The sequence below is a fragment of the Ruegeria sp. CDSA079 genome, assembly GCF_059612245.1.
In genome coordinates this window covers 1-13,839 of record NZ_JBXWQF010000014.1, presented here as the reverse complement: position 1 = coordinate 13,839, position 13,839 = coordinate 1, and the positions used below count along the sequence as shown (strand labels likewise).

Genomic DNA, 13,839 nt, shown 5'->3' with positions numbered 1-13,839 from the left:
CAATCAAACGATCGGCTCGTTCCTTAATAGCTTTAGCTCGAGTGGCGCATTGATGAAGGCTGATATCCCTGAAGTTAAAGAGATTTACAGCCCGATATGCTTTGGGGAGCCAAGTTTGAATGGAGCCATCCGGTTGGCAGCCCAGTTAGGTTTCTCATCGGTGCGAGTAAGGGTCGGCAACGCTGGTTTTTTAACAATCCTAAAGAAGTGGCCGCAAGGTCAGGGATCGGAAGGCGTTACCCATATAAAGTGCGCCTGCACTGGCATTTTGTTTCATTGTACGGCCTGGGTTCGAAGCGTTTCTGCACGACGGTCGACGGACAGTCGCGGCGAACCCTTATATATTTGGTTTTGATTGGTACCTTGTATCGAGGCAAATGTGACCGGAGACGCCACTATGACCCAACCTTCCTCAGCGATTGGCCGTCATGATTTGGCCGTGCTTCTGCTCATCTTGCTCTTTGCCGCAGTGCTCAGAACTGCCGGGTTAAACGCTCCGTTATGGTATGACGAAATCTGGACTGTCGATACACATGTGAGTCTGCCCTGGGGCGAGATGATGGGCGAATATTCAATGAACCATCATTATTTTTTCAGCATGAAAGCCAAGCTGTTTTCCCAGATTTTTGGAGAGGAAGCCTGGGCCTATCGCTTTCCAGCAGTGCTGTTTGGCGTCGGCACCGTTGGGACGACCTGGTGGCTGGCCAAAGGTTTAGCTGGAGCTCGGGTTGCTCATATATCGGCCTTACTAGTAGCGCTTTCTTACCATCAGGTCTGGTTTTCACAGAATGCTCGCGGATACACTGAACTGGCGTTTTGGAGTATGCTGGGCCTCATCCTCTTTTTACGGGGTGTGCAGCGCCCGGTTATTGTCACGTGGGTCACTTTCGGACTGACGGCGGCGGCGGCGGTCTTTACCCATCTGACCGGTGCGTTTTTCTTTGTCGCTTTGGGGTTTGTTTGGCTGCTGTCTCTCGCGACCGGGTTCGGTCGGGGTACTCTGACCCGGGCATGGGTGGTGCAGCCGCTAATTGGTGTGACCATCGCGGTGGTTCTTATCCTGTTGGCGTATCTGCCAGTTCTGCCCAGCCTCGTGGACACCATGAGCGAGGTTTCGGTGACTTCTGCTGTTGATCCTATGCAGGAATATCAAAACCCGCTCTGGACTATTATCGAGGGCTTGCGGACGGCCGTTGGAAATACAGTGCCGCTGACTCTGATCGTTGCTATTGGTGGGCTGGTGGCTATTGCGTTTGGCGCGGTAGGCGCACATGCGACACAACCGCTATTTTTCCCGTCCATCGTGGCGCATGTCGTGGTAACGCTGATCATCCTTTTGTCGCTTGAGATGCGAATCTGGCCGCGGTTTTTCTTCGTTGATATTGCGCCTGTCATCCTTCTTGTTGTGGTTGGTTGTGGGGTTGGCGCGCGTGTCGTGGCCGGGACGCTCAGGCGTCCCGGTTTCGAGCAACCATTGTTTGCCATTGGTGTGCTGGCGATAACTGCTCTGTCCGTGGTGCTGGTACAGCGAAACTACGTGGCCCCCAAGCAGGATCTGGCCGGGGCGTTTGCGCTGGTTGAGAACACACGAGGCCCGTCCGAGCGGGTCTATGCCATCAATCCAGGGGGTCCGATCTTTGAAAACCATTTTAACGCAGACTGGACGACTATCGGCGACTCCACACATTACAGAAAGGCGATGTCTCAGCCCGGACCTGTAGCGCTGGTCGTTCTGTTCCCCAATCGGATGTTTCGCACCATCCCGGAGCTGGCCCGCGATGCCGAAGGGAGGCTGGATTTCGTACACGGTTTTGCCGGAACACTCGGGGATGGCGACGTGTTGGTCTATCGGCGCAAGTAAGTGGTACCTGGGGATTCAGACTGCCCCCCTGTCATGGCATCCTGCTTCTTCGTTGCTATTAAGATATGAACATGTTGCTTTAAAGTGGGATTAGAGGAACAATTTCTTGAATGTGTATTTTTAGCGTAAATGTCTATGAGATTCTCCAAGAGTCGCTCTTGCTGAACTAAAATTTGGGTGGTTTCTGGCTAAGTGAGATAGGGGTGTCGCATAGTATGAAGCGTTTTTTTGAAGAGTTACCCGGGCGCCTGTTTTGGTCTTGCCTGATTTTCACCGTTTTGTTCGGTGCCGTGTTGTACGGCATCTTCGCGCAGAGAAAACACTGGCCGCCTGTCCCGCAACTGCAAACTGCGTATAATATTCTATTCATCGAGAAAACACTAACCAGTGCGGCTGAGCAGAAGCACCTTCAACCGTCCCGGGGACAAGGCGAAGGCGTTACAGTCAACAAAAAGACCGAGAGTTCTGACACGATACTTATGCTTGGTTTTTTTGACAGCGAGAATCAGGCGCGGCTGGTTGATCGCAACGGTGATATCATCCGGAAATGGTCGCTGAATTACCACGAACATTTTCCGGATGCCGAGACACGGCCATGCAAAACGTTGACACCGTTATTGACGGATGTGCATGGCGCCATGCTGACCCCGCAAGGAGATTTAATCTTCAATTATGAGTATTGCGGGACGGTCAAGCTGGATCAGTGCAGCAACATAATCTGGACGATCAAAGAGAAAACGCATCATTCGCTGATCGAAGCGGAAGGTGGGGGATATCTGCTTCTTAGCCGCGATGAATGGGAGGCAGCGGACGAACCGGAACGCTTCCCGCCCTTTTCTACCCCAGCTACCAATCAGCTTATTTCCGAGGACCTTATCCTGAGGGTCGACGAACATGGAAAAATCCTAGAGCGGCTCTCGATCCCAGAAATCATTTTCGATAGCGGCTTATCCGCCTTGCTGACGGCTTCTGGGCAGACGTTCAAATCGTCTAAAGTTGCACGGGGAGAGCTTGTTCATGCGAACAAGATCGCCGAGCTACCGACCGCACTGGCCGGAAAATTTCCCCTGTTCACTCGTGGGGATTGGGCGATTTCGATGCGCGGTCTGAACCTGATCGTAGTGGTGGATTCCAAAACGAAATCTGTGAAATGGCATCAGACAGGCCCTTGGATACGCCAGCACGATCCGGAGTTTCGCCCGGATGGTAAGATATCCGTCTTCAATAATAACGCCTATCTGACGTCTTATGATGAACTAGAAAAGACGCGGCTGAGTGCTCCTCGCGACACCAACATCATGCTGATTGACCCTGTCAGCCGCGAAACGGAAATTGCGTATGGCAGCAGACCCGGCCAAGAGATGCTGTCGATTGTTCGCGGCCAGCATGAAATTTTGAGTGACGGTGGTATGCTGATCACAGAATTTGACGCTGGACGGGTGTTGGAGGTGACTGCGGAAGGCGATATCGTGTGGGAATATGTCAATCGTTTCGACGACGATTTTGTTGGGGAAATAACCAACTCAAAATTATACTCAGTTGAATTTTTCCAAACGAAATGGGGAGAGTGTGAGTCATGAATTGGTTTTTAAAACATCACGCTGGGTGCCGTACGACCATGCTATTTCGATATCTCGGGATGCTGTTTCTTACTCTGCCGAGTCCGGCTTTTGCTTATATAGGTCCTGGAGCGGGCTTGGGAGCGATTGCCGTTACGATTGCCGTTCTCTTGGGCGTTCTCTTTCTTATTGTCGGGCTTGTGTGGTTTCCGCTCAAACGGCTGATCAAAAAACGGAAAGAGAGCGCCGAACAGGATAACGAACTAGATCCGTCGCAATGATAATAATTCTTGCTGTTTCATTGCTTGCCGTAGGCGGGTTCGCGTTTGTTCTTTGGCGCACGAATATTTTTGAGACTGCAAACGATGTTGTAATCACCAGCATGACAGGTGTGACGTCTTTGATGGACAGCCAACTTTCTGATCACGCTAAAGAACAGGCGGTACGGCGCGCCGGACTAAAGTTGATTGTTGGAGGTTTCAACATTGCCTGGCGTGTCGTCTTAGCGTTGGCAGCTGCGGGCTTGCCTATTTTTTTGGCTGAGTACTTTGGGGTGACGACCAGCAGTGCAGTTTTTGATGTCATGCTGCGGCTTGATTACATTGTTATTGTTTCGATTGTTGCCATTGCGGCGGTGAAGACCACTCAGTGGCTTCGCCCCGTCGCGGCAGCGCATGAGCCCGATAACACGCTGTATTCCCCTGTTGAGCAATTCGTTCATAGTATGGCGTTTTCTGGCCCTGCAGTTCTGAAAGCAGCTGCGTGGGCCGAAGAAAAAATGCCCTCCCAATCTCATGCCGAAGAAGTCACGCGGCCTGTTTTTGTAACGTCGCTGGCCCGCGGTGGTACCACAGCGGTTCTGAATGCGCTGCATGATGCGCCTGAAATCGCAACACATATATACCGGGACATGCCTTTTCTGACGGCCCCCCTTCTTTGGAACCGGCTGGCCGGTGGACAGCGAAGAGGGGTGCGTCGTCGCCAGCGCGCGCATGGGGATGGTCTTGAGATTGATTTGGACAGCCCGGAGGCTTTTGAAGAAGTCATCTGGAAAATATTCTGGCCGCAACACTATCAAGCTTCTTCAATCCCACTCTGGACGGCAGAAAACATTAACCTCGAAGCGGACCAGTTCCTCCGTCGACACATGTCCAAAATCGTCCGCGCGCGGTCTGTTCAGGCCGGTCCGGGGGTGCCGCGCAAAACTCGCTATTGCTCGAAGAACAACGCCAATATCGCCCGGATTCCCTATCTGTTGAATGCCTTTCCGGATTGCAGGATCGTTGTGCCGGTCCGGCGCCCGGAAAGCCATGCTCATTCTCTTCTGCGGCAGCACAGGAATTTCTGCACACAACAATCAGAAGATACCTTCATCGCACGTTATATGGCGGATATCGGCCATTATGAGTTTGGCAAGATTCACAAACCCTTTCTGTTTTCGGGATTTGAGCCTGAACGGTACAGCCCGGATACGATCGATTACTGGCTTGATTACTGGACTCATGCGTTTCGACATGTACTCAGGCATAGGGATAAGTGCACCATTCTTCTTCAAGACAATCTGCGGTCGTCTCCGGGTAGGACGATGACAGCGCTATATCATGCTCTTGACCTTGAACCGGGCGAGCAAGATTTCGGGCGCTATTTCCACTCAAAACAGGATTTGGCTGAGACGAAAGTATTCGCCCAAAGCAAGTTTAGCGATGCGCTGGACGTGTATGACGAGCTGGAGAAATGCGCTCTCAGCTATTCTTGATTGTGGTCTGCTGGGCGAACCCGACGTCGCTGGATTTTGGCTGCCTGAGAAACCACCTCTGAAACCCTGACGCGATAGCTGACCGGTGACGGCCCTTTTACGGTTTTATTGTTCACAGGAGGGTATGGTGTCAAAGTAATCAGGCGGAATGTGAACGGCCGTCGTGATGATAGAATTATGTTTGTCGGTCAGGATATTAGATATTTCGCGAACCAGTTCGCCATCTACCGTCACCTCAATGACCCTGCCCTCCATCGGCGACGCAATCAGCCAGTTTCCATTCGGCAACCGTTCCTGCTGTCCCATGATATGACTGTCGAAAACCAGTTCAGTCCCACCAAACTTGTCTCGTACTTTGCCGGTGGTCATGTCCATTTCAATAATAGAAGACCGACGGCGTTCGGTGTTGTTCGAGTATACCGTAATCGTGCCGTCGGGATGGAAATCCGCATCATGCTGATGCTCCCATGGACCAGCCTGAAACCACTTAAGACGTTTTGTCTCGCGATCAACAACCCCGACAAGGTCGATAGACCTATGTGACATTATAAGATCGCCTGCAGAGAACTTAGGGAAGGCGTCGGCCCATGCTGCAGGTAGAACTTCCACATCATTGGGGTGAATGATGTCGGGGACTTCATCTACACCAGCGTCCCAACGCCATTTGAAACCGTGCGGAATGCGAAAGGCCAGTTGTGCGTCGGGGTCAGACAGAATGACGTCTTTTGCCAAGTCGATGCTCTCAAGTGTTTCACCGGTTTCCTCATCGATCCGGGTCATCTGTTGGTCGTGGCCACCATCCCAGAATTTGGATGTCCAGGTCCAGAACCCGCCAAGGTCAGGATCTTCAGTCAGTGAATGGTGAAACACCATATCTGTGCGCCGCCAGACGATGCCTCCGCAGGCGTCAAACCTTGCCATGCCCATGTTGTCATCGAAATTGGCAAGGATCGAACCATCAGGAAGAGGGCGAATGGCATGAACGAACTCGCCTTCGTTTCCACCATCGAGAACCTTGGAATGATCGATCTTCCACGTGTGCAGCACGTTGCCTTTGGTATCAATGAGGTCAGTAATATAGCCTAGGTCGGGATTTGCGATCCTATTGATCAACACAAATCCGGGTGCGATTTTGTCGGGCCGGTGGGCGACGTATGCATCCGATGGCATTCGATCCGGGCGGTGGAGATAAGTTCCGTCAGGGACGACATATCCGGTGGACCTCCATGATTTGAAGGCTTCCCGGGATTGATTGAGGATTTTCCAGGGTACCCACTCCTTGTGGGTCGTCCACATGCCCACAGCGAATGAAAAGATGGCAATGAGTAAGATCGCTGAGATGTATGAAACAATACGCATTCGCAAAACCTGACTTTAAATAGCCTCTGTACTTGTCCTCTGCTGTTTGGGCCAAGTCAACGCGGGAGTCCCGGCGTGATGAAATTGTTTCGAAGAGCCGCACTCTTTGGGTCGAGTATATCAAATTGTTCGCAATATGAAGCTCTTTTTAGTGGTGCGGAAACCGGCGTTATCAACCGTGTGCGCGTTACATGCCCTGTGAAGAATTTGGGGCGGTATCGAACCATAGGAAGCATCCATGTGCTTACTTGTTTTCATCGAATCTCAGACCAAGGCTGCTTTCAACGACGTACAGTGGTCGCTTTCGGGCTTCTTCATAAAGGCGTCCCAAATATTCTCCGATTACGCCAAGTACGACCAGTTGGAGGCCACCAATGAGCAGAACAGCAACCATCAATGAGGCATAGCCGGGCACATCCACTCCATGGGCCAGGGTGCGCATGATCAGAAAGAGGCCATAAACGATCGCCCCCAATGCCGTCAGCATCCCGACATAGCCTGCTACTCGTAAAGGAGCCGTGCTAAATCCGGTGATGCCGTCCAATGCGAAGTTCCAAAGGCGCCAATAATTGAACTTGGTCTGCCCGGCTGCGCGCTCTGGCCGGTCGTAAGTGATTTCGGTATGTCGAAACCCGACCCAAGCAAAAAGACCTTTCATAAAGCGGTTCTGTTCGCGTAACTGAACGATAGCGCGCACCACGCGCTGATCCATAAGACGAAAATCACCAGTATTGGCCGGGATAGGTACACCTGAAAGTCGGTTAATCACTTGATAGAACTTGGTCGCCGACCAACGCTTCATCGCGGTGTCGGTGTCGCGGCGGCGGCGGACAGCGTAAACAACATCAAACCCTTCACGCCATTTCTTGAGGAACGCCTCAATCAGCTCGGGCGGGTCCTGTAAATCCGCGTCTATAGGGACAACAGCCTTTCCGGAGGCGACATCGAGTCCAGCTGTCATTGCAATTTCTTTACCGAAGTTACGCGAGAAATTCAGAACCTTGATGCGATCATCACGCGCGTGTGCTTCCGTCAAAAGCCCCGCTGTTCCATCCGTGCTACCGTCATTCACACAGATGATTTCATAGCTTTCCTCCAAATGTTCGAGGATACGACGCAAACGATCAAACAAGACCGGCAGGACGTCTTCTTCATTGAACACCGGTACGACGAGGCTGAGTGTTGGAACGTCCTGATCCGTAACGTTTGCCTGAGGCGAAGATGTGGGGGTGTTCTTATTCGGCAGCTCCATGGCGAGTGTCTTTTCTGTTGGGTCTGGCTTACGTGATCATGGTTTTATAACAGGCTCAAAGAGTTCTGTGTCGGACCGCGAATTTTCAATTGTCAGTGTCTGCTTACAATCACAAGTTTGCAGCAATTGGCCGTCGATTCCATTACTGTCTTCTCTATCAATCCACTGTAGCTGGTGACGTGGCACGGCAGGCACTTTTTACAACCTTTCTGGGGGCGCTGCTCATTGTCTGGGTTCTGTTTCAGTGGTCTACCGGCGATGTAGTTTTGGTCTGCTCTTCGGTTATGGTCGTCGTTTTTCTGATGAGTTAAGTTCAGCTTATGACGATCGAAATCCTTGGCGAATACATTGACAGGCTGTATTTACAGAGCAAACGCCGCCCCGCTTTGTCGTGGAGTGCGTCATTTCAGGTCCAGAAGGATTATTGTGAGATCCATTGATTTAAGAAGCATTGTGGCCTTTGGAATTGTTGGCGTTCTTGCCACGATCACCCACGCCACGGTTGCAATTGCACTGATAGAAATAGGGTTTCTGCATCCGTTTTCGGCCAATGCATTTGGTTTCGGGGCTGGATTTCTTGTGTCCTATTTCGGGCACCACCGTTTCAGCTTTCAGTCCGGGGCGGATCACCGGCAGGCCATGCCACGGTTTCTGACGATTGCGGGGTTTGGTCTGTTTTTCAATCAGGCGATTGTCTACGCCTTTGTCAATTTGGCCGGACTCAGCTATTTTCTGGCCCTCGCGGTGATCATAGCGACAGTTCCGGCGATCACCTACCTAGCATCCCGTCGGTGGGCTTTTGCTACATAGCGCTCAAAAGTGTGGAGTCTGCATTCATCTGACTGATCATACTGCGTGACGCATTTCGGGAAACACCTGAGACAGAGATGTGGGGGTATTCATGTTCTGCTGCGGCATGTCCAGGGCGTTTTATGTCTAGTTAGGTATCAGCGATAATGGTTGTGTCCTGGGCTCAAAGAGTTCCGCGCTGGCCCGTAATTTTTCGATTTTTAGTGTCGGCTTATAGTCACTAAGCAGTTCACGTCGAACGTCGAATATTTTGGGTTTTCCTTCAAAAGGCCATGTGACCAGCCAGACGCGGGCATTGGGGTGGGCTCGCAAGGCCGCCTCATGTTCTGATACCACAAAATTAGTGTCGTTGATGTAATAGAACAGTGGTGTATCAACCCAGTCGCGTGTCTGACGCATAAACACAAGGTCATCAGGGCGCATTTCAGGCAGCATCGCCTGCGCAATTCCCTGGTAATCGTTCGGAGCGCCGGGTTTTTGGGCGGCATAAGGTACACTGAGCGCAAACACGGTGACGCATGTCCCTATTGACACCAGCTTGAGGGGCGGGCGTCGGAATATGTAGACGGCACCCGCTGCACAGAGGATTAGATAGTAGGGTATGAAGAGTAAAAAGGCCCGGTTGGCCAGAACATATATCTCGTAGGATGTCACAAAAAGGATCAGCGGCGAAACTACTGCAAGAAGCCACAAAAGCAAGGTTCTTTCTTGTGGGTAGTGCAGGGTCTTCGATGGCAATCTGGGGATCAGCGCGCGCCAAGTCGTGCCTATCAAAGGAATAAGGAGAGCCAAAAAGGGAAAAACGGATATTGCCATCAGCACTTCGGTCCGGCGGTGTGCGATTGAGGCAAGCCAAAGCATGAAACAGGCTGAACAGGCGGCAGTAAAACCCAAAACCCAAAAAGGGACGTTTCGCTCTACGCTTACGATCGGCGCTTCGCGCTTTGGTGCTTTCAGACTGGCTGCCAGCAGCAGCAGAGAAAAGGCGAAAAGAAGCCAGATCCAGACCGGCTCAACCTGCAGCATCGGAATGGCGCGGTGATCTTTTGCAAAAAGGAACCCGAAGGAGAAATACTCAATCAGAAAATCAGGTTCCGGATCGCGGGTTGCGGCTTTGCGCGCGCGGTAGGCCACATGGGTCAGCGCTGGAGCGGTCAGTATGAAGGCGAGAGCCTGAATCTGAAACAGTCGAGGCCCCCGTCTTAGATTAATCCAATGTGAAAGTTGCCCCGCTTCCTTCTCGGGTCGGGGCAAAATAAGTATTGTCCAGAACAGGTGAATCAAGATTAACGGCCAGAAGAACTCGACTGTCAGAATTCCGGCCAGGATCGAAGCGAGATAAGCTATCTCGATTTTGGGTCTTGGTTTGCGTGTCCTTACAAGGGATATCAAAAGCCAGGTTGCCAAGAGCGACAGGAAGGCGCCTGCGGCATACATGCGAGCCAGCTGGCTCCAGTAGATATGGAAGCCATGGAGTGCCAGCAATAACGCGGCCAGACATGCCACGGTTGATCCGAATACACTTCGCGCGATCAGGAAAACCAGCGGGATAGAGCCCAGGGCAAACAGGACACCCGGAAACCGTAGCGCGAGATGAGAGGTTCCGAACGTTTTGGTCCATCCCAACATGGCCACATACCACCCCATGGGGTGCGGCTCGTCATGAAAGTGCCACCAGATCGTTTCCGTAAGCCCAAGCCGTGGGGGTGGTTCAGAGATGCCGGGAACAAGAGGGATACCGGGAACGTAGATTTCCGGATGAGAAAGACTGCGGGATTCAATTCCCCATAACCGTAAAATAATCGTCAGTATAATTATGAACGCCAGCGCAATGAAGACGATCAAGTTTCGATGCTCACGTCTAATTGGGAAAACACTATTTTTTTCGACTGTACTCATGATGCCCGTCTGGAAAAATGTGGGATAGTTGGTCACAAGATCGAAGATGTTTGAACAATTTTATGATAAGTATTGCGTATTTAAAGATATTTTTAGCAAGGGCACATTTGAAGACATTCGACTGCATTCATGAGCTGTCCTGTCCGAACTGCACATAGGCAGGGATATCATTTTGGCTTTGCCGGAGATTGACTTGAATAATCTGGCATCTGGTTATCCACTCTTCAAATCGACATAGACGGTACACTGTTCAAAACTACAACTTATTTGCGGGTTGGATATTTATTTACCAATGACGAACCGGCATTGAGACGGTCAATTTCACTACCGGGGCGCACGCCATATTCATGAAAACCGTTCGCCTGTCCGGTTGCGTAGTAGATAAATTCACGGTCGTAATACCCCGGAGCCGAAGGAGACTGGTCCTGAATGATGACGTTGTTGAGCACCACCCAATCCTTTTGGTTTTTATATCCGATGATGCCCCCGACGGCGTTTTGTTCGATCACCACATATGTGGACCCTGAGACATTGATACGGGGAACTGTGACATTTCCCGTTTTGGCTCGGCGAACCCGGATGACCGAATTTTTGCGGATCGAGAGATTGTCTATTCCATGAACGGAAATCCCGTGTGTCTGAGCATTGTAGATGACGTTGTTTTCGATCAGTACGTTCTGGTGGCGTAACATCGGATTGCTCAGGTCCTTCTTGTCACCGCCCATCCAGATCGTCTGCGTATAATCCCCTGCGCCCATATCAAGGATATTGTTCCGGATGGTTATCTCTGTGCTACGCCGGTTAGAGCTGCGCATGATTTGTATCATGTCAGCATGATCTTTGTTACCCTTCGGCCTACGGAAATTGTGCATGTGATTGGCTTCGATCAACAGCCCGTCAATCGTGCCGAGGCCAATGCCGTCCGAGCGGATATTATAGAAATTGTTGCCGCGAATTTTGAGGTCGACAACACTGTCCCCGGTCAAACCTTTCCACCAGGAGCGGAATACCGAGCTTTGGATGGTGATTTTGGCGCTGTCCCGGATACGCAGCCCGCGCCCATGCCCAACTCCTGATCGATCACCGCCATCGAACACCGAATTGGAAATGGTTATGCCCCGGCTATTCAGAATACTGAAGCGATTGGTCGTGTCCTTATCGCCTTTTGAATAAGCATAGTCGAAATACAACCCGTCTAATGTGAGATTCCCGGATTTGTTCAGGCGCAAGTCGGTAAAGCAGGCTGGTGATATAGAGTTCGCTGAGCTGATTGTGACAGGGTTCTTGAAAGCCTTTTTGATTTTCAGAGCGCCGTAGTTTCCGCCTTCTAGAATGAGCGTTTCACCGCCCTTAGCATTTTTGATCGCTTTGGAAAGTTCAGAGGCATTGCGAATGGTCTGTCCGCTTTCCGTACCGGAGGCATTTGTTGTGATCTTCCCGCCGGTGCAGGCTGGTGCGGCAAATGACAGCGTTGAAAGGGCCAATAGAAATATACAGCCACATGCCAGTATCCTGATAGAGCTGTATCCGTTCCTCATAAGAAGCCTACCACTAGTTACACCCATCGCAACGAAAGGCTACGGGTATGGATGAGTCGAGTCCACAGAGCCGTGTTGCGCGGGTTGCTGAAGGCATCGGCGGGGTAATTGCGCGAGTTTACGCAGCGGCATCGGGCAATTCGTTGCCTATTCCCAGCAGAGATACGCGAGGACACGCCGGAATAGCGGCATTTCTGTGTCCATTGTTGCGACTTGGGAATCAATTTGGCAAATCAGTACGCACCGCTAAGGGAAGTGGAACAATTCCCGGTATCGAGTATCGAGTTCACTCGGAAATGAAGGCAAATAGGGCAGTATTGTCCTAAAGCAGGCAACAATTTCCAAACATAGCCATATTCCGGCCAATCTGTCGCCTTCGTGCGGCTGTTCCATCCTTCCTGGATGAGCGGGAAATTGTGCGCTGTCACTCACAGCGCCTATGAAACAGAAGGTGAGATATGTCGACGACTATCACGGTGACCTCTGCGGCAGAGCTGAACCAAGCTTTGTCACAGGCGACAGGTGGGGAAACCATTCTCCTTGCATCAGGCGATTACGGATCGCTCAGACTCAGTAACACGCAATTTGCTTCAAACGTGAAAATCAAGTCTGCTGATCCGAATGTGATGGCGAGTTTTTCCGAAGTGAAGCTTCAAAATGTTTCGAACATTTCGTTTGACGAAATCAAGTTCGATTACACCTACAGTTCAGGAAATTCGAATTCCACGAACAAGTTCCTGATTGAGAACAGCAGCAACATCAGCATTGACAATTCGGTCTTTGACGGCGATTTCGCCAGTGGCACCGGCACAAGCGCCGATGGCACAGGTTTCGGAAAAGGTCTTGTAATCCGGGGATCAACCGGTGTCGACGTGACCAACACCGAATTTCATTCCTGGTGGAAGGCGTTGGGGGCATCCAAGTCGAGCGATATCAACTTTGTTGGAAACAACATCCATACGATCCGCTCTGACGGTATTTCGCTCGGAGAAGTTCAGAATGTTCTGATCGAGAATAATTATATTCACGATTTCGGCGGTGCCGCGGGGTCCGGTGACCACCGCGACATGATCCAGATCCAGCGCTCCAGCGGAACTGGTAGCAGTGATATCACCATTCGCAACAACATTCTTGACATGGGGGCCGGCGACCTGACCCAGAGTATCTGGGCAGGTAGTGACAAGGCCAGTTACTCTGATCCGGCGGGCTGGCACTATAATATCGTCATCGAAGACAATGTTATCTACAATGCCCAGGCTAACGGTGTCGGCATGTACATGACCGATGGTTTGACAATCAACAACAACACGCTGGTTGCGGTGCCTTCGTCTCAGACCGGTGGCGTTGCCATTCCAAAGATCCTCGCGTCGGGTTCCAAGAATGTGACGATCGAATACAATGCGGCATCCGCTATCATAGGAGATAATGGACAGCCGGACTGGAACGTTCAGAACAACGTCTATATCCAGAATACGGATCCAAATGCTCCCGGCTATTACGACACGCAGTTCGTCTATCACGCAACCGCTGCGGCGGATGGATATAACCAATATGGCGTCGCTCCTGGCAGTACGCTGGATAACATGCTTGCAGGGTCGAGCTTGGTTGATCTGTTTCCACTTGACTACGACAGCTGGGTTGGAAGTTCCAGCACCACAGTGGTTAACCCCGGTGGTTCGGGAACAAACAACACGGGCACGACCTCACCTGACAGTGGTTCATCGACCCCGACAGCGCCTGACAGTGGTACGTCGGCCCCGACAGCGCCTGACAGTGGTACGTCGGCCCCGACAGCGCCTGACAGT

At 51.5% G+C, this 13,839-nt stretch carries 10 protein-coding genes; 6 read left to right on the top strand and 4 right to left on the bottom strand.

The features are described from left to right. Positions 1-397 precede the first annotated feature (397 nt). The 4 genes from AC2FJZ_RS14905 (at position 398) to AC2FJZ_RS14890 (ending at position 5,176) form a co-directional block, all read left to right on the top strand. The gene (locus AC2FJZ_RS14905) at positions 398-1,861 is read left to right on the top strand and encodes a glycosyltransferase family 39 protein (protein ID WP_496778542.1); all 1,464 of its coding nucleotides are present in this window, start codon (positions 398-400) and stop codon (positions 1,859-1,861) included. Between the two features lie 215 nt (positions 1,862-2,076). Further along, positions 2,077-3,441 carry an arylsulfotransferase family protein gene (locus AC2FJZ_RS14900; protein ID WP_496778540.1) on the top strand — a complete coding sequence of 455 codons (1,365 nt, stop codon included), beginning with the start codon at positions 2,077-2,079 and terminating at the stop codon, positions 3,439-3,441. Continuing rightward, complete coding sequence (locus AC2FJZ_RS14895) at positions 3,438-3,701, top strand: hypothetical protein (RefSeq protein ID WP_496778538.1); 264 nt, start codon at positions 3,438-3,440, stop codon at positions 3,699-3,701. Before AC2FJZ_RS14900 ends, AC2FJZ_RS14895 begins: the two co-directional genes overlap by 4 nt. A gap of 122 nt (positions 3,702-3,823) precedes the next feature. Then, positions 3,824-5,176: a sulfotransferase gene (locus tag AC2FJZ_RS14890; protein WP_496778536.1), complete on the top strand. Its 1,353-nt coding sequence runs from the start codon at positions 3,824-3,826 to the stop codon at positions 5,174-5,176. 105 nt (positions 5,177-5,281) lie between these two features. Here AC2FJZ_RS14890 and AC2FJZ_RS14885 read toward each other — a convergent pair whose 3' ends face one another. Continuing rightward, positions 5,282-6,346: an arylsulfotransferase family protein gene (locus AC2FJZ_RS14885; RefSeq protein WP_496778534.1), complete on the bottom strand. Its 1,065-nt coding sequence runs from the start codon at positions 6,344-6,346 to the stop codon at positions 5,282-5,284. A gap of 433 nt (positions 6,347-6,779) precedes the next feature. Further along, positions 6,780-7,787: a glycosyltransferase family 2 protein gene (locus AC2FJZ_RS14880; protein WP_496778532.1), complete on the bottom strand. Its 1,008-nt coding sequence runs from the start codon at positions 7,785-7,787 to the stop codon at positions 6,780-6,782. Between the two features lie 426 nt (positions 7,788-8,213). Here AC2FJZ_RS14880 and AC2FJZ_RS14875 point away from each other — a divergent pair, with 426 nt between their 5' ends. Further along, on the top strand, positions 8,214-8,597 hold the full coding sequence (locus tag AC2FJZ_RS14875) for a GtrA family protein (protein WP_496778530.1): 384 nt from the start codon (positions 8,214-8,216) through the stop codon (positions 8,595-8,597). A 126-nt stretch (positions 8,598-8,723) separates the two neighbouring features. On the opposite strand, the gene AC2FJZ_RS14870 is transcribed toward AC2FJZ_RS14875, so the two are convergent. Together AC2FJZ_RS14870 and AC2FJZ_RS14865 are read right to left on the bottom strand one after the other, a co-directional pair. Then, positions 8,724-10,496 (bottom strand): glycosyltransferase family 39 protein, encoded by a 1,773-nt coding sequence (locus AC2FJZ_RS14870; protein WP_496778529.1) that lies wholly within the window; start codon positions 10,494-10,496, stop codon positions 8,724-8,726. Positions 10,497-10,759: 263 nt separating this feature from the next. Next, positions 10,760-12,061, bottom strand: coding sequence for a right-handed parallel beta-helix repeat-containing protein (locus AC2FJZ_RS14865; RefSeq protein ID WP_496778528.1), 1,302 nt, complete (start codon positions 12,059-12,061; stop codon positions 10,760-10,762). 431 nt (positions 12,062-12,492) lie between these two features. On the opposite strand from AC2FJZ_RS14865, the gene AC2FJZ_RS14860 reads away from it, so the two are divergent. Next, a partial coding sequence (locus tag AC2FJZ_RS14860) for a right-handed parallel beta-helix repeat-containing protein (protein WP_496778527.1) occupies positions 12,493-13,839 on the top strand: 1,347 nt, incomplete at its 3' end.